We start from the raw sequence: 22074 nt of genomic DNA, 5'->3' as shown, positions 1-22074 counted from the left end.
GCGGCATACCCCATGAGTGCAACGACCTTCAGCGACGGGGAGCTGGCCCGCATCCGGGCCGGCTTCCCGATCCTGTCGCGCACCGTTCGCGACGGGAAGCCGCTGGTCTACCTCGACTCCGGTGCCACGTCGCAGCGGTATGCCGGTGCGCTCGACGTCGAGCGCGCCTTCAGCGAGCAGGTCAACAGCGCGGTGCACCGCGGGGCGCACCAGCTCAGCGAGGAAGCCACCGACGCCTACGAAGGCGCCCGCGCGAAGGCTGCGCGGTTCGTCGGGGGAGCGGACGACGAGGTGGTGTTCACCAAGAACGCCACCGAGTCCCTGAACCTCGTGGCCTACGCTTTCTCGAACTCCGTTGCGGGACAAGCCAAGGATCCTCGGCTCGACCTCGGTGAGGGTGACGAGATCCTGGTCACCGAGATGGAGCACCACGCCAACCTCGTGCCCTGGCAGGAGCTCGCCCGGCGCACCGGCGCGACCCTGCGCTGGGTCGGGGTGACCGACGAGGGCCGCCTCGACCTCGACGGGGTGCACGGCCCGGCGCTGGGGGAGCTGCTCACCGACCGCACCAAGGTCTTCGCGTTCACGCACGTCTCGAACGTCCTCGGCACCATCAACCCGGTCCGCGAGCTCGCTGCCGCCGCCCGGACCGTCGGTGCCCTGACGGTCCTCGACGCCTGCCAGTCGGCACCCCACCTCGCGCTCGACGTGGCCGACCTCGGTGTCGACTTCGCGGCCTTCTCCGGCCACAAGATGTTCGGCCCCACCGGGGTTGGAGTGCTGTGGGGTCGCGGCGAGCTGCTGCACGCCATGCCGCCCTTCATCACCGGCGGCTCGATGATCGAGACCGTGCGGATGGAGGCGACCACCTACGCACCGCCGCCCCAGCGCTTCGAGGCCGGTTCGCCCAACTCGGCGCAAGCCGTCGGGCTCGGCGCCGCCATCGACTACCTCGACGAGCTGGGCCTGGACCGCATCGCGGCCCACGAGCACGCGCTGACCGAGCGACTCCTGGCGGGCCTCGCGCAGCGGCCGTGGGTGCGCATCGTCGGTCCCGCCGAGTCGGTCGACCGGGTGGGTGCCGTCGCCTTCGACGTGCAGGGGGTGCATGCCCACGACGTCGGGCAGGTGCTGGACGACCAGGGAGTCGCAGTCCGCGTCGGACACCACTGCGCCTGGCCGCTGCACCGCCGGATGGGCGTGACCGCGACGACGCGGGCCACCCTCGCGGCCTACAACGCGCCGGCTGAGGTCGACACGCTGCTCGACGCGCTCGACCGCGTCCCGGCGATCTTCGGGGTGGCGAGCTGATGGACCTCTACCAGGAGCTCATCCTCGAGCACTCCAAGCGCCCGCTGCACGCCGGTTTGCGCGAGCCCTTCGAGGCCGAGGTCCACCACGTCAACCCGACCTGCGGCGACGAGGTGACCCTGCGCGTGCACGTCGAGGGCAGCGGCAGCGACGCCGTCGTCAAGGACATCTCCTACGACGCGCTGGGCTGCTCCATCTCCACGGCCTCCACCAGTGTGCTGGCCGACGAGGTCATCGGGCACACCGTCGCCGAGGCGATGACCACGCACGAGGCGATGCGCACGATGCTCACCTCCAAGGGTGCCGACCCCGGCGACGAGGAGGTCATCGGTGACGGGGTCGCCTTTGCGGGGGTCAGCAGGTACCCGGCGCGGGTGAAGTGTGCTCTGCTGGGATGGATGGCGTTCACGGACGCGTTGCACCGAGCAGGCCATGACACCAAGAGCAGTGACACAGCCGGCAGCACGACCGGCAGCACGAACAGCGACACGAGCACCGACACGGCAACCAGCAAGGACAAGTCATGAGTGAGACGAGCACAGCCTCCCCCAACGTCGCGGACGTCGAAGAGGCGATGCGCGACGTCGTCGACCCCGAGCTCGGGATCAACGTCGTCGACCTCGGCCTCGTCTACGGCATCACGGTGGACGCGCAGAAGCATGCCGTCCTCGACATGACGCTCACCTCGGCGGCCTGCCCGCTGACCGACGTCATCGAGGACCAGACGCAGCAGGCCCTCGAGGGCCTGGTCGCGTCCTACCGCGTCAACTGGGTCTGGATGCCGCCGTGGGGCCCCGACAAGATCACCGACGACGGTCGCGAGCAGCTGCGCGCCCTGGGGTTCAACCTCTGACCGGTCCCAGGCCGAGAGTCGTCGACGTCGCCCCCGAACGGCTTGACGGCTGGCTGGAGCGGTTCGCCGCCAACAACGAGGGCTCGGCGACGCCGCAGCTCATCACGGGACGTGACGAGTTCTCGCACGACCCGTTGGGCGTGCTCCTCATCCGACGCGGTGGGTATGCCGTGGGCTTGGCGCACGGGGCCACCTTCACCGAGTCCAAGGTGGGCACACGACACGTGCAGTCCCGCACGGCTGCCGGTGGCTGGTCCCAGCAGCGCTTCGCGCGGCGACGGGGCAACCAGGCCGACGAGCTGGTCCGTGCGGTCGCCGAGCACACGCTGCGGATCCTGCCGCGCGGCATACCAACCGGTCTGGTGGTCGGCGGCGACAAGGCGCTGGTCCGCGCCGTCCTCGACGACCCCAGGCTCGCGCACCTCGACGCGCTGCCACGCCGTGAGCTCTACGACCTGCCGGACCCCCGGCGGGCGGTGCTCGAGGACGCGCTCTACCGAGGCCGCGCGGTGCGCATCACGATCCAGGACTGATCTGTCGCATGATGGCTGCATGGCGAAGTACAAGGTCAACCGGGCAGCCGTGCGGCACTGCCGCGACCTGATCAAGGCCGGCGAGGTCGTGCTCGACAGCGAGTGGGGCAGCGTGCAGCCCGACGCGGACACCGAGAACGCGTTCCTCGAGGAGCACGGCTGGGACGAGTACCCGAAGTGGTTCCTCGGGCTCACCGAGGGAGCCAACGACGAGACGAAGGCGCGGCACGCCTTCGCCTACGGCGACTTCGGCACGGTGCACCGCAGCGGGCTCATCGCGTGTGTGTACCGCGCCGCGGAGTGGCGCCACAAGGACGTCGAGCTGGCGGCGCACCGGCTGCTCCAGGAGCTCGACAAGGCTCACCCGGGTGCGAAGGACGACTGACCGCAGGTTCCCTACTCGACCGTGGCCGGGCTGAGGGTGTCGCACTGGTTGAGGTCGCCGGTCTTGTAACCGGTGGTGAACCACTGCTGGCGTGCCGCCGCAGACCCGTGTGTCCACGACTCGGGGTTCACCCGGCCCTGGGTCTTCTCCTGGATCCGGTCGTCACCGACCGACGAGGCCGCGGAGAGCGCGTCCTTGATGTCCTTGTCCGTCAGTGGCTTGAGGAAGGCCACCTCGCCGCCGCTCGTGCTCTCACCCTTGGTCTGCGTCGCGTGGTTGGCCCACACGCCGCCCAGGCAGTCAGCCATCAGCTCGATGCGGACGCTGCCGCTGTTCTTGCCCTGGGGGTTCTGCTGGGCCTGGTCGAGCAGGCCCAGGATGTCCTGGATGTGGTGGCCGTACTCGTGGGCCACGACGTACTCCTGGGCGAGGGCCCCGCTGCTCGAGCCGAACTGGGAGGACAAGATCTCGAAGAAGCTGACGTCGATGTAGACCTGTTTGTCCAACGGGCAGTAGAACGGGCCGACCTGGTTGCTTGCGGTGCCGCAGGCCGACTGGGTCGAGCCGTTGTAGAGGATCGTCTTGGAAGGCGTGTACTCCCGCTTGTACTTGGGCAGCTCCTGCGCCCAGAAGGCGTTCACCGAGTTCACCGTGGCGATGACGCGGCAGGTGTCGTTCTTGTTGGCGTCGGCACCGGTCTTGCACTCGGCGAACGCGGAACCGTCCTCGGTGCCCCCGGGTTGGACCTGGCCCTGGTCCGACGTGCCCCCGCCGGGGTTGGTCGGGAGGTCGCTCGGGTTGATCCCGAAGATGAGGGCGATGATGAGCAGGATGATGCCGCCGATCCCGCCGCCCACGACCATGCCCCCCGGGGCGCCCCCGCTGCCGCCCGACCCGACCTGCGAGGTGTCGATCTTGACATCGTCGTTGAAGCTCATCTGGCCTCCGCGGTCGTGAGGGCGTGGCTGCCCTGTGCAGCTGTACTGGTCGGTCAACTCTCCCGGTTAGACTAGTGATCTCAACCCCTGCGCGGCGCATCCGCAACTCATCGGAGCGCCCCACCCCACCTGTGATGTCTGGAGTTCCGTCGTGATTGCCGCCAGTGGGATCGAGCTGCGTGCTGGGTCCAGGCTCCTGCTCGACGGCGCGACGTTCCGGATCGCGGCCGGTGACCGGGTCGGCCTCGTGGGCCGCAACGGTGCGGGCAAGACGACCCTGACCAAGGTGCTCGCGGGGCAGGGGCAGCCTGCGGCCGGCTCGGTGACCGCGACAGGCGAAGTGGGCTACCTGCCGCAGGACCCGCGCACCGGTGACCTGCACGTCCTGGCCCGCGACCGCATCCTGTCGGCGCGCGGACTCGACCGGATCATCACCCAGATGCGTGAGGCCGAGGGCGCGATGGCCAGCGCCGACGACCAGACGCGCGACAAGGCCATGCGGCGCTACTCGCGGCTCGAGGGCGAGTTCACCGCCCAGGGCGGGTATGCCGCCGAGTCCGAGGCGGCGACCATCGCCAGTGCCCTGTCGCTCGAGGAGCGGGTGCTGGGCCAGCCGCTCGCCACCCTGTCCGGTGGACAGCGCCGCCGCGTTGAGCTGTCACGCATCCTGTTCTCGGGCGCCGCGACCCTCCTGCTCGACGAGCCGACCAACCACCTCGACGCCGACTCCATCGGCTGGCTGCGCGACTACCTCAAGGGCTACCAGGGAGGGTTGGTGGTGATCAGCCACGACGTCGAGCTGCTCGACGCCGTCGTCAACCGGGTCTTCCACCTCGACGCCAACCGCGGCGAGCTCGACCTCTACAACGTCGGCTGGAAGCCCTACCTCCAGCAGCGCGAGACCGACGAGCGGGCCCGCAAGCGCGAGTACGCCAACGCGACCAAGAAGGCCGCTGCCCTCATGGAGCAGGCCGAGAAGATGCGCGCCAAGGCGACGAAGGCGGTCGCTGCCCAGAACATGATCAAGCGCGCCGAGCGCCTGATGGCGAGCGTCGAGGGGGAGCGGACCAGCGACAAGGTGGCCAAGCTGCGCTTCCCCGATCCTTCCCCGTGCGGGCGCACGCCTCTGCGAGCCTCGGGCCTGTCCCGGTCCTACGGCAGCCAGGAGGTCTTCACCGACGTCGACCTCGCCATCGACCGCGGGTCACGCGTCGTCGTCCTGGGCCTCAACGGTGCAGGCAAGACGACCCTGCTGCGCATGCTGGCCGGCGTCGACACCCCCGACACGGGTCAGGTGGAGCCAGGCCACGGCCTCAAGCTCGGCTACTACGCCCAGGAGCACGAGAACCTCGACGTCTCCCGCACCGTGCTCTCGAACATGAAGTCCGCCGCGCCCGACTCGTTCGGCGAGACCGAGGTCCGCAAGGTCCTCGGGTCGTTCCTGTTCAGCGGTGACGACGTCGACAAGCCCGCCAGCGTCCTGTCAGGCGGGGAGAAGACCCGGCTGTCATTGGCGATGCTCGTCGTGTCCAGCGCCAACGTCCTCCTGCTCGACGAGCCCACGAACAACCTTGACCCCGCGTCGCGCGAGGAGATCCTCGGTGCCCTGCGCACCTACAAGGGGGCGGTGGTGCTGGTCACCCACGACGAGGGAGCGGTCGAGGCGCTCGAGCCAGAGCGCATCCTGCTGCTGCCCGACGGCGTCGAGGACCACTGGGGCCAGGACTACCTCGACCTCATCTCGCTGGCCTGACGGGCCCCCTGACCGCGCGGCATACCCACAGGTTTGGTGGGGATTGCGGTCGAATAATGGACGGTTATGCAATCCATAACAGGATTGGCACAATGGTTGGGTGACGCAGACCCCCACGCGACCCCAGCGGCAGGCAGGCAAGGCCACTGGCGCCTGGGCCGACGGCGACCGCACCCCTCTCAACGCCAACGAGGAGTTCAAGCAGGCCGATGACGGCCTCAACGTTCGGGCGCGGATCGAGGAGGTCTACTCCAAGGAGGGGTTCGCCTCCATCACGGGCGAGGACCTGCGCGGGCGGATGCGCTGGTGGGGGCTCTACACCCAGCGCCGTCCCGGCATCGACGGCGGCAAGACCGCCACCCTGGACCCCAGCGAGCTGGACGCCGAGTTCTTCATGCTCCGGGTCCGCAGCGACGGCGGCGCGCTCGACGGGGACCAGCTCCGCACCATCGCCCAGATCAGCACCGAGTTCGCCCGCGACACCGCCGACATCACCGACCGGCAGAACATCCAGCTGCACTGGATCCGGGTCGAGGACGTCCCCGAGATCTGGAAGCGCCTCGAAGCCGTCGGACTCACCACTGCGGAGGCGTGTGGCGACACCCCTCGCGTCATTCTGGGCTCCCCGGTGGCCGGCATCGCCGCCGACGAGGTGCTCGACGGGACCCCGGCGGTCCGCGAGATCCTCGAGCGCTACATCGGCAGCCCCGAGTTCTCCAACCTGCCGCGCAAGTTCAAGACCGCCATCTCCGGCAGCCCGAGCCTGGACGTCGCGCACGAGGTCAACGACATCTCGTTCGTCGGGGTCCAGCACCCCGAACACGGTCCCGGGTTCGACCTGTGGGTCGGTGGGGGACTGTCCACCAACCCGATGTTCGCCCAGCGACTCGGCGCGTGGGTGCCGCTCGAGGAGGTCCCCGAGGTCTGGAAGGGCGTCGTCTCGATCTTCCGCGACTACGGCTACCGCCGGCTGCGCAACCGTGCCCGGCTGAAGTTCCTGATGGCCGACTGGGGACCGGAGAAGTTCCGCGAGGTCCTCGAGACGGAGTACCTCGAGCGCACCCTCACCGACGGACCTGCACCACCCCCGCCTTCGGCACACCGTCGCGACCACGTCGGCGTGCACGCCCAGCAGGACGGCAGGTTCTGGGTCGGCGTCGCTCCCATCGCCGGCCGCGTGAGCGGCACCACCCTGTATGCCGTCGCGAAGCTGGCTGCCAAGCACGGCTCGGGTCGCGTGCGGCTCACCGCCCACCAGAAGCTGCTCGTGCTCGACGTTGCGCAGGGCGAGGTCGCCGCCCTCACCGCGGGTCTGGACGAGCTCGGCCTGCCGACCGCCCCCAGCGAGTGGCGACGTGGCCTGATGGCCTGCACCGGCATCGAGTTCTGCAAGCTGGCGCTGGTGGAGACCAAGGCACGTGCCCACACGGTCATCGCCGAGATGGAGCGTCGGCTGCCCGACTTCGACGTGCCGTTCTCGATCCACATCAACGGCTGCCCGAACTCCTGCGCCCGCACCCAGGTCGCCGATGTCGGCCTCAAGGGCATGGTCCAGACCGACGACGACGGCCACCTCGTCGAGATCTTCCAGGTCCACCTCGGCGGCGGCCTCGGCACCGAGCCACAGCTGGCCCGCAAGACCCGTGCCCTCAAGGTCCGCGCCGAGGACCTGCCCGAGTACGTCGAGCGGCTCGCCGGACGGTTCGTCGGGCAGCGAGAGGGCGACGAGTCGTTCGCGCACTGGGCCCATCGCGCCGAGGAGGACGACCTCCGATGAGTGACGCGCCGCGCGGGAGCGTCATCTACTACTGCCCGTTCTGCGCCGAGGAGGACCTGCGACCCGTGGAGGAGCCTCGCGGCGGCTGGCGTTGCAACGCCTGCGCGCGGGTGTTCACCGTCCAGCTGGCGGCCCTCGACACCACCCGCATCCCGGGTCGCCTCCGGGAGGAAGCCGAGCTGCAGGGAGGAAAGCCATGACCGCGGTCACCAGCGACACCCGTCCGGCCGACGCGCTGCGCGCTCTCGCCGCCGAGGGCGGTGACAGGTTCGCCGCGCTCGAGGCCAGCGGCGCCGAGACGTCCGGCGACGCGGCATACGAAGCCCGCGTGGAGCTGGCCCGTGAGGCCCTGCGCTGGGCGCAGGAGACGTTCGGTGAGCACCTCACCGTCGCCTCGTCGATGGGCGACGAGGTGCTGGTGCACCTCGTGGGCACCACGATCCCGGGCGCCGACGTGTTCTTCCTCGACACGGGTTACCACTTTGCCGAGACGCTGGGCACCCGCGACGCCTACGAAGCCATGCTGCCCATCACGATCCGCACCATCCTGCCCCTGCTCACGGTGGCCCAGCAGGACGCGAAGTACGGCGAGAAGCTGCACGACCGTGCTCCCGACCAGTGCTGCGCGATGCGCAAGGTCGAGCCGCTCAACCGTGCGCTCTCGACCCACCAGGCCTGGGTGACGGGCATGCGACGGGTGGACGCGCCGACCCGCACCGACATCGGCATCGTCGGGTGGGACGAGCGTCGCGAGATGGTCAAGCTCAACCCCATCGCGGGGTGGACCGACGACGACGTGGACCGCTACGTCGAGGAGCACGGGGTGTTCCTCAACCCGTTGCGGCAGGAGGGCTACACCTCGATCGGGTGCGCCCCGTGCACCCGTCCGGTCGCCGAGGGCGAGGACGCCAGGGCCGGCCGCTGGGCCGGCAAGGACAAGACCGAATGCGGGCTGCACACATGACGACGACCACCGCCGCGCGGGCGCTGCCCGCCGAGTACACCCTCGACCACCTCGACCACCTCGAGTCCGAGGCGATCCACATCTTCCGCGAGGTCGCGGGGGAGTTCGAGCGCCCGGTGATCCTCTTCTCGGGTGGCAAGGACTCGGTCGTGATGGTGCACCTGGCGCTCAAGGCCTTCGCCCCGGCGGCGCTGCCGTTCGCGCTCCTCCACGTCGACACCGGCCACAACTTCCCCGAGGTGCTCGACTACCGGGACGCGACGGTCGAGCGGCTTGGAGTGCGGCTCGTCGTGGCCCACGTGCAGGACTACATCGACGACGGCCGGCTGCGCGAGCGCGCAGACGGGACCCGCAACCCGTTGCAGACGGTCCCGCTGCTCGATGCCATCGAGGCCGGCAAGTTCGACGCGGTCTTCGGTGGAGGCCGCCGCGACGAGGAGAAGGCCCGGGCGAAGGAGCGCGTGTTCAGCCTGCGTGACTCCTTCGGCGCCTGGGACCCGCGTCGTCAGCGTCCGGAGCTCTGGGACCTCTACAACGGCAAGCACGCGGTCGGTGAGCACGTCCGCGTCTTCCCGCTGTCCAACTGGACCGAGCTGGACGTCTGGCGCTACATCGAGCGTGAGGGCATCGCGCTGCCGGACCTCTACTACGCCCACGAGCGCGAGGTCTTTGCTCGCGACGGCATGTGGCTCGCTCCGGGTGAGTGGGGCGGCCCCAAGGACTCCGAGCGGGTCGAGAGCCGCACGGTCCGGTACCGCACGGTCGGCGACATGAGCTGCACCGGCGCCGTCGACTCGGACGCCACCGACGTGGCCGGCGTGATCCTCGAGCTGGCGGCCTCCCGGCTGACCGAGCGGGGCGCCACGCGGGCCGACGACCGCATGTCCGAGGCCGCCATGGAGGACCGCAAGAAGCAGGGGTACTTCTGATGCCCTCGACCCAGGAAGCGCAGACCCCCGTGACCACTGCCGTCCAGGACCCCTCCGCCCCCGCGCGACGCCACGACCTGCTCAGGCTGGCGACGGCCGGCTCGGTCGACGACGGCAAGTCGACCCTGGTCGGGCGGCTGCTCTACGACACCAAGTCGGTGCTGGCCGACCAGCTCGACGCCGTCGAGCGGGTCAGCCGTGAGCGGGGCCTGGATGCCGCAGACCTCGCGCTTCTCACCGACGGCCTGCGGGCGGAACGAGAGCAGGGCATCACCATCGACGTGGCCTATCGCTACTTCTCGACTGCGACCCGGTCCTACGTCCTCGCCGACACCCCCGGCCACGTCCAGTACACCCGGAACATGGTCACGGGTGCCTCGACCGCGGAGCTGGCCCTCATCCTGATCGACGCGCGGCACGGGGTGGTCGAGCAGACACGACGCCACCTCGCAGTCACGGGACTGCTGGGTGTCCGTCACGTGGCGGTGGCCGTCAACAAGATGGACCTGGTCGACTGGTCGCAACAGCGGTTCGACGACATCGTCGCCGAGTTCGGCCGCCACGCAACGCGTTTCGGGATCGAGGACGTCGCGGCGGTGCCTGTCTCCGCCCTGTTCGGCGACAACGTCGTCGATCGCTCCGACCGCGCAGCGTGGTACACCGGCCCGACCCTGCTCGAGCACCTCGAGTCGGTGCCGGTCGGCACCGACCCCTCAGCGCAGCCGCTGCGCCTGCCGGTCCAGTACGTCATCCGTCCCCAGGGCGCCGAGCACCCTGACTACCGCGGGTATGCCGGCCGGCTGGCTTCCGGTGTGGTCCGCCCGGGGGACGAGGTCGTCGTCCTGCCCGGCGGAGGCCGCACCACGGTGGCCGGCATCGACCGGGCCCGCGGCGACGGATCGCTGGAGTCGCTCGACGTGGCCTTCGCCCCCCAGTCGGTGGTGCTCCGCCTCACCGACGACCTCGACGTGTCCCGCGGCGACCTGCTGGCGACTGCTGACGAACCCAGCCTGACGACCCGCAACCTCGCAGGCACCGTGGCGGTCCTGTCGGAGCACCCGCTGCGTCAGCGTGACCGTGTGCTGCTGAGGGTCGGCACGCGCACCGTGCGTGCACTGGTGGACGACATCGTGGACCAGCTCGACATCGCGACGATGGAGCACCGCGCAGCGCCTGACGGCCTCGCCCTCAACGCCATCGGTCGGGTCCGCATCCGACTCGCCGAGGACGTCGCCATCGACGACTACCGCGCGCTGCGCCGCACTGGCGCCTTTCTGCTTATCGACGAGGCCGACGGCTCCACCCTCGCGGCCGGCATGGCCGACGCTCCGGACCGCAACGCCGGAGAAGGCATCTGATGACCTCGCCCAGCTACCCCCTGACCCTCGACCTGACCGGGCGACGGGTGGTGGTCGTCGGTGGTGGACCCGTGGCGGCGCGCCGCACGGCCGGGCTCCTCGAGGCCGGGGCAGCGGTGGACCTGATCGCACCGTTCGTCTGCGAGGACCTGGCGGCACTGGTCAGGACCGACCGGATCACGTGGCAGGACCGCGACTACGTGGCCGGCGACCTCCTCCAGCCTGAGCCCGCGTGGTTGGTGCACACCGCGACCGGCGACCCGCTTGTCGACGCCCAGGTGGCCCGCGAAGCCGATGCGGGCCGCATCTGGTGCGTGCGCGCCGATGCCGCGGAGGCCTCCGCCGCCTGGACCCCCGCCGTGGCGAGGGGTGTCGCGGGCGCGGCGAGCGACGGCCTCACCATCGCCGTCAGCGCGGGCGGCGACCCCCGTCGCGCGACCGCGGTCCGTGACGCTGTCCTGGCCGCTCTCGACAGCGGCACCCTGCCAGTGCGTCGGGTGCGGCGCGACAGCCCCCAGGATGCCCCGGGGAGCGGCCCCCAGGCCGGTGTGGGACGGGTCGCCCTCGTCGGCGGTGGGCCCGGCGCCGACGACCTCATCACGGTCCGTGGCCGCGCGCTCCTGGCGGCGGCCGACGTGATCGTGACCGATCGGCTGGGACCGCGAGGGCTGCTCAGCACCGTGGCGGCGGACGTCGAGGTCATCGACGTCGGCAAGACCCCGGGCAACCACCMCGTCAGCCAGTCCCGCATCAACGAGCTCCTGGTGCACCACGCGCACCTGGGCAAGCGGGTGGTGCGGCTCAAGGGCGGTGACCCGTTCGTCCTCGGTCGAGGAGGCGAGGAGGCGCTGTACTGCGTCGAGCACAGCGTCCCGGTCGAGGTAGTGCCCGGAGTGACCTCGGCGGTGTCGGTGCCAGCGGCCGCAGGCATCCCCGTGACGCACCGGGGGATCGCCGCGTCCTTCGTCGTGGCCTCGGCGCACGAGGGCGCCGAGCACGTGCTGGCCGCAGCTGCCGATGCCRCTCCCGACGCGACGCTGGTGCTGCTCATGGGCGTCACCCGGCTGGCCGAGACCGCCGCGGCCCTGATCGCTGCCGGCCGCGCCGCCGACACGCCGGTGGCGCTGGTGGAACGCGGCTGGACCCCGGAGCAGCGCACGACCACCACCACGTTGGCCGATGCCGCCCGTGACGCGGTGGCGGCCGGAGTGCAGGCCCCCGCGGTCGTGGTGGTGGGCCAGGTCGTCAGCCTGCGGGACCGGCTCGGCGACCTGTCGGGGGAGTAGCGTCACGCGGGTGACCACCGAACCCGACATCGTCCTGCTCGCGCACGGGTCGCCGGACCCACGGCACGCCCAGGGCGTCGAAGCCCTCGCCACGCACGTCCGAGAGCTGGTTCCGCACCGCCCGGTGCACACGGCATACCTCGACCACCACCCACCCAGCCCCCGGGACGTCGGGGTGAGTCTCGGGTCCCACGCCGTCGTGGTGCCCGTGCTGCTCACGCCCGCCTTCCACGCCAAGGTCGACGTGCCGACAGCCGTCGGCGACCTGACCCAGGCGTCCGGTTCGCAGGTGTCGGTGGCCGCTCCCCTCGGGCCGCACGAGCTGCTGCTCGACGCTGCCGAGGAGCTCCTTGCTGCGCAAGGGATCTCGCCCGATCCGACGACGGCGGTGCTCCTGTATGCCGCGGGCTCCAGTGACAGCGACGCCGTCGCCACCGTGGGACGCACCCTCGCGGAGCACCCACGCGTGGGGTGGGGTCCGTGGAGCGTCGCCGCGCTCGAGGGCGGGTCGACCATCGAACAGCTGCTGCGGCGGCTCCCCGACGAGGTCGAGCGAACCGTGGTGGTGTCCTTCATGGTCGCCGAGGGGATCCTGCGTGACCGCATGGCGCAGCACTGCGGTCGGGCCGGGGTGTCCATGGTGGCTGGGGCACTGGCCCAGACCACGGCGGTGGCCCACCTCGTCCTGGAACGCGCGGACAACGTCCGCGAGCGGGTGGATAGCCTGCCTGTGTGAGCGATGCAGCCAAGTCCCACCCGCACCTGACCGTCTCTCGGGAGGGTGCCGTCCTCACGGTGACCCTCGACAACGCGGCGAGGCGCAACGCCCAGACGCCCAGTCTCTGGGCAGCCCTCGCCGCCGTGGCGACCGGGGTCGACTCGTCCGTGCGGGTGGTCGTGCTGCGCGGCGAGGGACCGTCGTTCTCGGCCGGACTGGACCGGGGCATGCTCGCGCCCGGGGGAGTCCCGGGAGAGGTCGACATGATCGCCATGGCTGCCGAGAGTGCCGGGGCCGCCGCCGAGGTCATCGAGGACTTCCAGCGCGGGTTCTCGGCCTGGGCCGCCGTGCCTGCGGTGGTCGTGGCTGCAGTCCAGGGGCACGCGATCGGTGCCGGGTTCCAGCTGGCCCTCGCGGCGGACCTGCGGGTTGTCGCAGACGACGTGCAGTTCGCCATGAGGGAGACCTCGCTGGGGCTGGTTCCCGACCTGGCCGGCACGACGCCCCTGGTGTCGCTCGTCGGCGTGGCGCGGGCCCTGGAGATCTGCGCCACGGGCCGGTTCGTGGGGGCTGCCGAGGCCGTCGCCAGCGGACTGGCCAACGTCGCCGTGCCGGTGGATGCGCTCGAGGCCACGACGGCCGACCTGGTCGCCGCCCTCCTCGCCGCACCCGAGGCCGCACTGCGTGAGCTCAAACCGTTGCTGCGCAGTGCAGCGTCGACCGATCGCGAGACCCAGCTGCGCCTCGAACGTGAGGCCCAGGGACGGTTGCTGCACGGCCTGGCCGGGCTGTTGTCGCGCTGACCACCCCGACGTCCCGGGGCCCCGCCGGGTGACCAGCAGTGGGTCCCCGGGTTGCGCGCTCGGCGCAATGTCGGTGGCGGGCTGCATGATGGGGAATGCGCCGTCGCGAGCACGGCGTTCCATCGCCATGAGCAGAGGAGACGTTTCTTGAGCCACTCGGGCTGGATGGCCATGCGATCGCTGACCCGCGACGACTCCGTCAAGGACCGCAAGCTGGCACCCGGCACCGCGAAGCGGGTCGGGTCCTACGCGCGACCGTTCCGGCGCGAGATCGGTGTCTTCCTCGTCCTGGTGATCATCGACTCGGCTCTGGTGGTGGCCACGCCGCTCCTGCTCAAGGAGCTGATCGACAAGGGCATCACGCCGCGGGACCGCGGGGTCGTCATCGAGCTCGCGCTCGTCGTGGCTGCCCTCGCCCTGGTCAGCGGCGGGCTGACCCTCCTGGAGCGCTGGTACTCCAGCCGCATCGGGGAGGGGCTGATCTACTCCCTGCGGGTCGAGGTCTTCTCACACGTGCTGCGACAACCCATCGCGTTCTTCACCCGGGCCCAGACGGGAGCCCTGGTGAGCCGCCTCAACAGCGACGTCATCGGTGCCCAGCAGGCCTTCACCTCGGTGCTCTCGAGCGTGGTGAGCAACGTCGTGTCCCTGGTCCTCATCATCGCGACGATGGCCACGCTCTCCTGGCAGCTGACCCTGGCGTCGCTGGCCCTGGTGCCGTTCTTCCTCCTGCCGGCACGGCTCATGGGCAAGCGCCTCGCCGGGCTCGCCCATGCGCAGATGGGCCTCAACGCCGACCTGGGTTCGCGGATGACCGAGCGTTTCAACGTGGCGGGCGCGCTGTTGGTCAAGCTGTTCGGCGAGCCCCGCCGTGAGGACCGTGAGTATGCCGCGCAGGCTGCTGGCGTCCGCGACATGGGCGTGCGGATCTCGATGAACCGCAGCATCTTCTTCGTCGCGCTGACGCTCGTGGCCTCGCTGGCGACCGCGATGGTCTATGGCTTCGGTGGACTGATGGCCGTCAGCGGCACCCTCACCGTGGGCACGCTGCTGGCCCTCACGGCCCTGCTGGCCCGGCTCTACGGACCGCTCACCTCGCTGTCCAACGTGCGCGTCGACGTGATGACCGCGCTCGTGTCGTTCGAGCGGGTCTTCGAGGTGCTCGACCTGCAGCCGTTGGTGACCGAGCGTGCGGATGCCCGACCTCTGCCCCCCGTCCCGGTCCGGGTCGAGGTCGACGGCGTGGCTTTCCGCTACCCCTCGGCCGACGAGGTGTCGCTCGCCTCGCTTGAGAGCGTTGCCGCCGGTGACCGCAAGGGTGGTGGGGTCGTCCTCCGGGACATCACGTTCGAGGCGCAGCCGGGACAGCTCGTCGCCCTGGTCGGTCCCAGTGGAGCAGGCAAGTCGACGATCACTTCGCTCATCGCCCGGCTCTACGACCCCTCCACGGGAGCGGTGCGGATCAACGGCGTCGACCTGCGGGAAGCCACCCTGGAGTCGGTCGCCCAGACCGTGGGAATGGTCACCCAGGAGGCGCACCTGTTCCACGACACCATCCGTGCCAACCTCACGTACGCCGCGCCGGACGCCACCGACGACGAGCTCGTGGCGGCTCTGAAGGCAGCTCAGGTGTGGTCCCTGGTGGGCTCACTTCCCGAGGGGCTGGAGACGGTCGTGGGCGATCGTGGCCACCGGTTGTCCGGCGGCGAGAAGCAACGCCTGGCCCTGGCGCGCCTGCTGCTCAAGGGGCCGGGTTTGATCGTCCTCGACGAGGCCACCGCCCACCTCGACAGCGAGTCCGAGGCGGCCGTCCAGCGGGCGCTCGACACGGCCCTGCGCGGCCGGACCGCGATCGTGATCGCGCACCGGCTGTCCACGGTCCGGGGCGCGGACCAGATCCTCGTCGTCGACGAGGGTCGCATCGTCGAACGCGGAACCCACCGCGAGCTCATTGCACGTGGTGGTCTCTACAACGACCTCTACACCACGCAGTTCGCCGACCAGGAGACCCGCGCCAGCGATGTCCCCGCCTGACGCCTGACGACCGGGCCTGTCAGGCGTCCTCCTCGTCCCAGATCCGGACCTTCCTCGGTTTGACGGGGGCGGACCGCTGCGGCGCGTCGTCACCCTCGAGGTACTCGCGTCGGGCGCCGAACCAGACCAGCACGAACCCTGCCACCATCGCGAACCACCACTGGAACGCATAGGCCTGGTGCGGTCCGAGGTCCGTGTCCGGTGGCTCCAGGGCCGTCGGCCGTGCCGGTGCCGTGCCGTCGGGCATCCGCTCCACCTCCAGGACGACGTACGCGCCGAGCAGCTGGGCTCCGACCTGCCGGCTCGCCTCGGCGAGGTTGATGCTCGCGACCTGGCCGGGGGGCAGGCTCTTGCCGAGTGAGGGCTCCGACCGGCGCAGCCAGCCGGTCACCGTGACCGTCCCGGTCGGCGAGGGCACCACGGCCGGCAGCGTCTCCGCGGACTCGGCGTTCATCACCCAGCCGCGGTCGACGAGCACGGTGGCACCCGTGGTTTCGACGAAGGGGACCAGCACCTCGTACCCATACGTGCCGTCGAAGGGACGGTTGCGGACCAGCAACGTCTTGTCCGCGGCATACCGGCCCTGCATGGTGATCCGGGTCCAGTCCTCGGCGAGCGGCATGGGCCTGGTGCCCAGCACCTCGGTCACCGGACGCGGCTCGGCGTCGTAGTGCGCGTGGATGCGGTCGGCCCGCGCAGCCTTGGCCTCGTATCGGTGCCACTGCCACTGTCCGAGGAAGTACGCGGCGACCGCAAAGGCCAGGGCGACCCCAAAGGCACCCAGCCACCGACGCGATGTGAGCACCTTGACCACTGCTTCACGGTACCCGGCTTAGGCTAGGGACCATGACGGGCCTTCCTTTCCCCAGTGTGCGCGGTGAGACCCGCGCCCCCGAGGGGACCGTGGGCCTGCCGGACCAGCTCGGCCGGGTGGCTCGCGACCTGCGCGTCTCCGTGACCGACCGGTGCAACCTGCGCTGTCGGTACTGCATGCCGGCCGAGGGCCTGCCGTGGCTGGCCAAGCCCGACATGCTCACCGACGACGAGCTCGTGCGCGTGATCGGGGTGTTCGTGGGTCTGGGGATCCAGCAGATCCGGCTGACGGGGGGCGAGCCGTTGCTTCGCCGTTCACTCGTCGACGTCGTGCGGCGTGTGGCAGCCCTCGAGCCTCGGCCCAGGATCGCCATGACCACCAACGGCATCGGCCTCGACCGCCTGGCCCAGCCCCTGGCCGATGCGGGACTGGACCGGGTCAACGTCAGCCTGGACACCGTCGACCCGAAGGAGTTCGCCGACCTGACCCGCCGAGACCGCCTCCACGACGTCGAGCTCGGCCTCAAGGCCGCGGCCGCCGCGGGCCTGGCACCGGTGAAGGTCAACGCCGTCGCGATGCGGGGGATCAACGACCACTCGGTCGCCGACCTGCTCCAGTGGTGCCTCGACCGCGGCTACGAGCTGCGGTTCATCGAGCAGATGCCGCTCGACGCCCAGCACGGGTGGGACGCCTCGACCATGATCAGCTCCGAGGAGATCCGGGAGCGGCTGGGGGAGCGGTTCGAGCTCACTGCGCTGCCGGCTGCCGATCGCGGCAGTGCCCCTGCCGAGCGCTTCCTCGTCGACGGGGGCCCCGTCACGGTCGGCATCATCGCCAGTGTCAGCGCGCCCTTCTGCGCAGCCTGCGACCGCACCCGGTTGACCGCCGACGGCCAGGTGCGCAACTGCCTGTTCTCCCAGAAGGAGACGGACCTGCTCGGTCCGATGCGGGGCGGCGCGAGCGACGACGAGCTCGCGGCCCTGATCCAGGGCGAGATGTGGCGCAAGGCCCCCGGGCACGGCATCGGCACGGCCGACTTCGTCCAGCCGGACCGCCCCATGTCCGCCATCGGCGGCTAGGGCCTCCAGAACCTGCCGCGTCGTCTCGACCAGCGGGACGGCGGGCTCAGCCCGCGGTCTCGGGGATCGCGTCGGCGGGGACGGTCTCGATGAGGAACCCGCGGATGGAGAGGAACTCACCGAGTGAGGTCCGGTGGTCGTCGCAGGCCAGCCAGACCTTGCGGCGATCGACTGTGTGGAGTGTGGGGTTGTTCCACAGGTGCGCCCACGTCGCGGTGTTGCGGCATCCCTTGGCACTACAGACCATCGAGTCCATCAACGACCGATCTGCTCGGGGCCGTCGCCGCGCGGCGTCACCGGTGCCGACGACCCCTGCGGGCGCGGCCGCACGGCGTTGGCGAGGACCACCGCGACGTAGGGCAGCACGATCGCGGCCACCGCCATGCTGCCCCAGAGCCACCACGGAGCGCCCTGCGTCGCGGTCACCGCGGCGCCGATGAAGCATGCCGTGCGGATGCCCATGGTGATCAGGTAGCGGCGGATCCGGCCCGCCTGCTCCTCGGCCAGCGACTCCGGCACGGACGTCACCGACTGCACGACGGCCTCGTCGTGGCGGTGGCGGTGGGCGCGCGGCACATGTCCACGATAGGCGCCGCAGGATGCGGTGTACCCATGGGTAGTCGATAAGGTCGCGACCGGAGGCGCAGCGCGGGTGCGCGCCCGCCGGACGCACCGCCCGAGACACACGGAGGACATCCATGGCAGGCCGCAACGTGCTGGTCACCGGAGGCAACCGCGGGATCGGCCTGTCCATCGCCAAGGCTCTGGCCGAGGCAGGCGACAACGTCGTGATCACGCACCGCTCGGGGGAACCGCCCGAGGGTCTGCAAGGAGTGCGCTGCGAGGTGACCGACTCCGCATCGGTCGACCAGGCCTTCACCGAGGCGGAAGCGATCTGGGGCGGCCCCATCGAGGTCCTGGTGGCCAACGCCGGGGTCACGCGTGACACCTTGCTGATGCGCATGTCCGACGAGGACTTCGACGTGGTCATCGACACCAACCTCGCCGGAGCCTTCCGGTGTGCGCGCCGCGCGGTGAAGGGGATGATCAAGCAGCGCAAGGGGCGGATCATCTTCATCTCCAGCGTCGTCGGGCTCTACGGCTCACCCGGCCAGACCAACTACTCGGCGAGCAAGTCCGGGCTCGTGGGACTGGCCCGGTCCATCTCCCGCGAGCTCGGTGGCCGCGGCATCACCGCCAACGTCGTCGCCCCCGGTTTCATCGAGACCGACATGACGGCCGAGCTCCCGGAGGACCGCAAGAAGGCCTACCAGGCCACGATCCCCGCCGGTCGGTTCGCACAGCCGGAGGAGGTCGCCGCAGCGGTGCGCTTCCTCGCGGGTGACGACGCGGCATACATCACCGGAGCGGTGATCCCGGTCGACGGGGGCCTGGGCATGGGCCACTGAGCCCAGTCCCACTCTCACCACACACTGACCCCACGACGAACTCCCAGCGAAAGGCACCAGACATGCTGCTCGAGGGCAAGAAGCTCCTGATCACCGGAGTCCTGATGGACTCCTCGATCGCGTTCCACGTCGCGAAGATCGCGCAGGAGCAGGGTGCGGAGGTGGTGCTCACGTCCTTCGGTCGCACCTTCAAGATCACCCAGACGATCGCCAAGCGGCTGCCGACCACGCCGCCGGTCATCGAGCTCGACGTGACCAACCCGGAGGACCTCGACAGCCTGGCCGGACGGCTGGGCGAACACGTCGACCGCCTCGACGGGGTCCTTCACTCGATCGGCTTCGCCCCCCAGGGCGCCTTCAACTTCATGGAGGGCACCTTTGAGGACGTCTCGACGGCGATGCACGCCTCGGCCTACTCGCTCAAGTCCCTTGCGGTGGCTGCGCTCCCACTGATGAGCAACGGCGGCAGCGTCGTGGGGCTCACGTTCGACGCCAAGTTCGCCTGGCCGGTCTACGACTGGATGGGCGTCGCCAAGGCGGCTTTCGAGTCGACCAACCGCTACCTCGCCCGCGACCTCGGGCCCAAGGGGATCCGCTGCAACCTCGTCGCGGCCGGCCCGATCCGCACCACGGCAGCCAAGTCGATCCCGGGATTCCAGACCTTCGAGGACACCTGGAACACGCGGGCGCCGCTCGGGTGGGACGTGAACAACGCGGTTCCGGCGGCCCAGGCCTGTGCTGCGCTCCTGTCGGACTGGTTCCCGGCGACGACGGGCGAGATCGTCCACGTCGACGGCGGCGTCCACGCGATGGGGCAGTGACCGCCCCCGCTGGCCCTCCCACCAGCCGCTACTAGGCTCGGATGCATGACGTCTGAGCCCGCCGCTGAGCCCGCCTCCGAGCCTGTTCCGGAGCACGCCCCGTGGTCGGCTTCCGAGCCTGTTTCGGCGCCCGCCGTCGCCGTGACGGAGGTGCGGGTACTCGAGGGTCCCAACCTGTACTTCGCCAAGCCCGCGATCAAGGTCAGCCTCGAGCTGCCGGGCTACCTCTCCGCCGACGAGAGTGTCCTCGCCGCCCTGGCGGCCCGCATCGAGCTGCGCAGCGCCCGTCCCGGCGCTCCGGGCACCGAGCAGCGCCAGCGCTTCGTGATGCGTCTGGTCGAGCGTGCCGTGCGCCTGCTCGCGACCGCGAGCGGGACGACCCGGTTGGGTGTGCGGGTCCGTCCCGGCAGCTCTCCGGCCAGTGTCGTGATGGCCTTCGTATGGCGCCGTCGCACGCGGGCGCGCGCGCTCGGGCTCGGAGTGGGTCCGGTCCTGCAGGCCTGGCTCGAGGGCAGCGACGTCATCGAGCACGAAGGCCTGGTCATCGGGCAGACCGAGCCGGGTGCGCGTCCCGCGCTCCTCAAGCCGCGGATCCCGGTGGCGTCGATCACCGGCACGAACGGCAAGACCACGACCACCCGACTACTCGGCCACATCGGGATGACCGCCGGGCTGCGCACGGCCTGGTCGTCCACCGATGGGATCGTCGTGCAGGGCGAGGTGGTCGAGTCAGGCGACTACTCCGGTCCCGCCGGCGCACGGGCCGTCCTCAACGCCGCCGGCGTCGAGCTCGGCATCCTCGAGACGGCGCGGGGCGGCATGCTGCTCAAGGGAATGGGGGTGAGCGCCAACGACGTCAGCGTCGTCACGAACGTCTCCGCGGACCACCTCGGTCTCCAGGGCATCGACACCGTCGACCAGCTGGCGGAGGTCAAGGCGATCGTCACCAAGGCCACCAAGCCTCGCGGCTGGGTCGTGCTCAACGGCGAGGACCCCCGCGTGTGGGCGATGCGCAACGGCATCAAGGCCAGGCCGTGGGTCTTCACGCTGCGTTCCGACGCCCCCGCGATCCGCGAGTCGCTCGACAGCGGTGGCCGCGCGATCACAGTCCTCGACGGGTCGATCACGGTGCTGGAGAACGGCCAGGACCCCGACCGGCTGGTCAGCATCCTCGACGTCCCGGCAACGCTGTCCGGACTCTCCGAGCACAACATCGCCAACGCCCTTGCGGGAGCGGCTGCAGCCCTCGGGCTCGGGCTTCCGCGCGACGCGGTGGTCGAGGGACTGCGCACCTTCGCGCCGGACGACAAGCTCAACCCCGGCCGGATGAACACCTACACGCTGCGGCGCGGCGACCAGTCCGCCATCACGGTCATCGTCGACCTGGCGCACAACGAAGCCGGTCTCGAAGCCCTCATGGACGTCGCCCATGGCCTGAAGGTCCCCGGAGGTCAGGTGCACCTCGGGTTGGGCCTGGCCGGGGACCGCACTGACGACCTGCTCGAGTCGATCGGTGAGGTGGCCGGGCTCCGGGCCGACCGGATCGTCGCGGCGCACAAGGAGCACTACCTGCGCGGGCGCACCATGGAGGAGCTGGAGTCGCACCTGCGAAACGGCCTGGCGAGGGCCGGAGTGTCCGACATCGAGTCGTACGACACCGAGCTCGCCGGACTCCAGGCCCTGGTGCCGGGTGCCGCGGACGGCGACGTCGTGGCGCTGATGTGCCACGCCGAACGCGCCCAGGTCGCGTCCTGGCTCGCCGAGCAGGGCGCCACCCCGGACACGGCCGACGACATCCGCGCCAAGGTGGTCGCGGCTCGGGGTGAGCACGAGTTCGAGGCGGAGATCGCCGGCGTGTGGGAGCTGGTCGACGACCAGCGACGCATCGACGCCATCGCCCTCCTGCGGAGCCAGCGCCCGTCCGACCCGCGGCTGGTGTTCGAGCACGCCAGCGCGCTCGACGCGGCGGGCAAGGAGCAGGACGCCATCCCGCTCTACCGCGAGTCCCTCGCCTCGGGCCTGCGCGAACCCCAGCGCCACCGGGCGCGCATCCAGCTGGCATCGAGCCTGCGGGTGGCCGGGCAGCCCGAGCTGGCCTACTCGCTGCTCACCGAGCTCAGCGCCGAGCGGCCGGGCAGCGTGGCCGTCGAGGCCTTCCGCGCCCTCGCGGGGGTCGACAGCGGACACGCCGAGTCCTCCGTCGCCGACCTCATCGACGTGCTGCTGCACCATGCTGGCGACGACGACGCCCTCGCCTACCAGCGTGCCCTGTCAGGGTATGCCGCGGAGCTGCGCGAGCGCTGACCTCG

At 70.7% G+C, this 22074-nt stretch carries 23 protein-coding genes; 19 read left to right on the top strand and 4 right to left on the bottom strand.

Translation table 11 applies throughout. The annotated features are described in order from the left end of the window. Positions 1-12 precede the first annotated feature (12 nt). From AC1DWR_RS05355 to AC1DWR_RS05335, 5 genes are read left to right on the top strand one after another with little or no spacing between them, the layout of a single operon-like run. A complete protein-coding gene (locus AC1DWR_RS05355; protein ID WP_477612842.1) occupies positions 13-1311 on the top strand; it encodes a SufS family cysteine desulfurase in 1299 nt (432 codons plus the stop codon). Beyond that, positions 1311-1838: a Fe-S cluster assembly sulfur transfer protein SufU gene (sufU, locus tag AC1DWR_RS05350; protein WP_477612843.1), complete on the top strand. Its 528-nt coding sequence runs from the start codon at positions 1311-1313 to the stop codon at positions 1836-1838. The genes AC1DWR_RS05355 and sufU overlap by 1 nt, the downstream gene beginning before the upstream one ends. Beyond that, positions 1835-2164, top strand: a complete 330-nt coding sequence (locus tag AC1DWR_RS05345; RefSeq protein ID WP_477612844.1) for a metal-sulfur cluster assembly factor — start codon at positions 1835-1837, stop codon at positions 2162-2164. Before sufU ends, AC1DWR_RS05345 begins: the two co-directional genes overlap by 4 nt. Further along, positions 2098-2697, top strand: coding sequence for an acVLRF1 family peptidyl-tRNA hydrolase (locus tag AC1DWR_RS05340; protein WP_477612845.1), 600 nt, complete (start codon positions 2098-2100; stop codon positions 2695-2697). Before AC1DWR_RS05345 ends, AC1DWR_RS05340 begins: the two co-directional genes overlap by 67 nt. A gap of 19 nt (positions 2698-2716) precedes the next feature. Then, positions 2717-3082 carry a hypothetical protein gene (locus tag AC1DWR_RS05335; protein WP_477612846.1) on the top strand — a complete coding sequence of 122 codons (366 nt, stop codon included), beginning with the start codon at positions 2717-2719 and terminating at the stop codon, positions 3080-3082. A gap of 11 nt (positions 3083-3093) precedes the next feature. Here AC1DWR_RS05335 and ypfJ read toward each other — a convergent pair whose 3' ends face one another. Further along, the gene (ypfJ, locus tag AC1DWR_RS05330; RefSeq protein ID WP_477612847.1) at positions 3094-4020 is read right to left on the bottom strand and encodes a KPN_02809 family neutral zinc metallopeptidase; all 927 of its coding nucleotides are present in this window, start codon (positions 4018-4020) and stop codon (positions 3094-3096) included. A 151-nt stretch (positions 4021-4171) separates the two neighbouring features. On the opposite strand from ypfJ, the gene AC1DWR_RS05325 reads away from it, so the two are divergent. The 10 genes from AC1DWR_RS05325 to AC1DWR_RS05280 all read left to right on the top strand — a co-directional run bounded on the left by AC1DWR_RS05325 (position 4172) and on the right by AC1DWR_RS05280 (position 15642). Continuing rightward, positions 4172-5773 (top strand): ABC-F family ATP-binding cassette domain-containing protein, encoded by a 1602-nt coding sequence (locus AC1DWR_RS05325; protein WP_477612848.1) that lies wholly within the window; start codon positions 4172-4174, stop codon positions 5771-5773. Between the two features lie 100 nt (positions 5774-5873). After that, complete coding sequence (locus AC1DWR_RS05320) at positions 5874-7550, top strand: nitrite/sulfite reductase (RefSeq protein ID WP_477612849.1); 1677 nt, start codon at positions 5874-5876, stop codon at positions 7548-7550. Then, complete coding sequence (locus tag AC1DWR_RS05315; RefSeq protein ID WP_477612850.1) at positions 7547-7750, top strand: hypothetical protein; 204 nt, start codon at positions 7547-7549, stop codon at positions 7748-7750. Before AC1DWR_RS05320 ends, AC1DWR_RS05315 begins: the two co-directional genes overlap by 4 nt. Beyond that, the gene (locus tag AC1DWR_RS05310; protein WP_477612851.1) at positions 7747-8514 is read left to right on the top strand and encodes a phosphoadenylyl-sulfate reductase; all 768 of its coding nucleotides are present in this window, start codon (positions 7747-7749) and stop codon (positions 8512-8514) included. The genes AC1DWR_RS05315 and AC1DWR_RS05310 overlap by 4 nt, the downstream gene beginning before the upstream one ends. Beyond that, complete coding sequence (gene cysD, locus AC1DWR_RS05305) at positions 8511-9443, top strand: sulfate adenylyltransferase subunit CysD (RefSeq protein ID WP_477612852.1); 933 nt, start codon at positions 8511-8513, stop codon at positions 9441-9443. Before AC1DWR_RS05310 ends, cysD begins: the two co-directional genes overlap by 4 nt. Further along, on the top strand, positions 9443-10801 hold the full coding sequence (locus AC1DWR_RS05300; RefSeq protein WP_477612853.1) for a sulfate adenylyltransferase subunit 1: 1359 nt from the start codon (positions 9443-9445) through the stop codon (positions 10799-10801). Before cysD ends, AC1DWR_RS05300 begins: the two co-directional genes overlap by 1 nt. Next, complete coding sequence (gene cobA / locus AC1DWR_RS05295; protein WP_477623797.1) at positions 10801-12087, top strand: uroporphyrinogen-III C-methyltransferase; 1287 nt, start codon at positions 10801-10803, stop codon at positions 12085-12087. Before AC1DWR_RS05300 ends, cobA begins: the two co-directional genes overlap by 1 nt. 10 nt (positions 12088-12097) lie before the next feature. Then, the gene (locus tag AC1DWR_RS05290) at positions 12098-12823 is read left to right on the top strand and encodes a sirohydrochlorin chelatase (protein ID WP_477612855.1); all 726 of its coding nucleotides are present in this window, start codon (positions 12098-12100) and stop codon (positions 12821-12823) included. After that, entirely contained in the window at positions 12820-13608 is a 789-nt protein-coding gene (locus AC1DWR_RS05285) for an enoyl-CoA hydratase/isomerase family protein (RefSeq protein ID WP_477623796.1), read from the top strand. The genes AC1DWR_RS05290 and AC1DWR_RS05285 overlap by 4 nt, the downstream gene beginning before the upstream one ends. A 165-nt stretch (positions 13609-13773) precedes the next feature. Then, positions 13774-15642 (top strand): ABC transporter ATP-binding protein, encoded by a 1869-nt coding sequence (locus tag AC1DWR_RS05280; RefSeq protein ID WP_477613420.1) that lies wholly within the window; start codon positions 13774-13776, stop codon positions 15640-15642. 19 nt (positions 15643-15661) lie between these two features. Here AC1DWR_RS05280 and AC1DWR_RS05275 read toward each other — a convergent pair whose 3' ends face one another. Continuing rightward, complete coding sequence (locus tag AC1DWR_RS05275; protein WP_477612857.1) at positions 15662-16456, bottom strand: SURF1 family cytochrome oxidase biogenesis protein; 795 nt, start codon at positions 16454-16456, stop codon at positions 15662-15664. 32 nt (positions 16457-16488) lie between these two features. On the opposite strand from AC1DWR_RS05275, the gene moaA reads away from it, so the two are divergent. Next, positions 16489-17535, top strand: coding sequence for a GTP 3',8-cyclase MoaA (moaA, locus tag AC1DWR_RS05270; RefSeq protein ID WP_477612858.1), 1047 nt, complete (start codon positions 16489-16491; stop codon positions 17533-17535). A 46-nt stretch (positions 17536-17581) separates the two neighbouring features. Here moaA and AC1DWR_RS05265 read toward each other — a convergent pair whose 3' ends face one another. Beyond that, positions 17582-17791: a hypothetical protein gene (locus AC1DWR_RS05265; RefSeq protein WP_477612859.1), complete on the bottom strand. Its 210-nt coding sequence runs from the start codon at positions 17789-17791 to the stop codon at positions 17582-17584. After that, on the bottom strand, positions 17791-18111 hold the full coding sequence (locus AC1DWR_RS05260) for a DUF3099 domain-containing protein (RefSeq protein ID WP_477612860.1): 321 nt from the start codon (positions 18109-18111) through the stop codon (positions 17791-17793). Before AC1DWR_RS05260 ends, AC1DWR_RS05265 begins: the two co-directional genes overlap by 1 nt. 122 nt (positions 18112-18233) lie before the next feature. Here AC1DWR_RS05260 and fabG point away from each other — a divergent pair, with 122 nt between their 5' ends. From fabG to AC1DWR_RS05245, 3 genes are all read left to right on the top strand, one after another. Next, positions 18234-18944, top strand: a complete 711-nt coding sequence (gene fabG / locus AC1DWR_RS05255; protein WP_477612861.1) for a 3-oxoacyl-[acyl-carrier-protein] reductase — start codon at positions 18234-18236, stop codon at positions 18942-18944. A 62-nt stretch (positions 18945-19006) separates the two neighbouring features. Beyond that, positions 19007-19765 (top strand): enoyl-ACP reductase FabI, encoded by a 759-nt coding sequence (gene fabI / locus AC1DWR_RS05250; RefSeq protein ID WP_477612862.1) that lies wholly within the window; start codon positions 19007-19009, stop codon positions 19763-19765. Positions 19766-19810: 45 nt separating this feature from the next. Then, positions 19811-22069: a tetratricopeptide repeat protein gene (locus AC1DWR_RS05245; protein WP_477612863.1), complete on the top strand. Its 2259-nt coding sequence runs from the start codon at positions 19811-19813 to the stop codon at positions 22067-22069. Positions 22070-22074 lie beyond the last annotated feature (5 nt).

Source organism: Pedococcus sp. P2_E2, from assembly GCF_056403955.1.
This window is presented reverse-complemented; position numbering and strand designations above follow the sequence as displayed.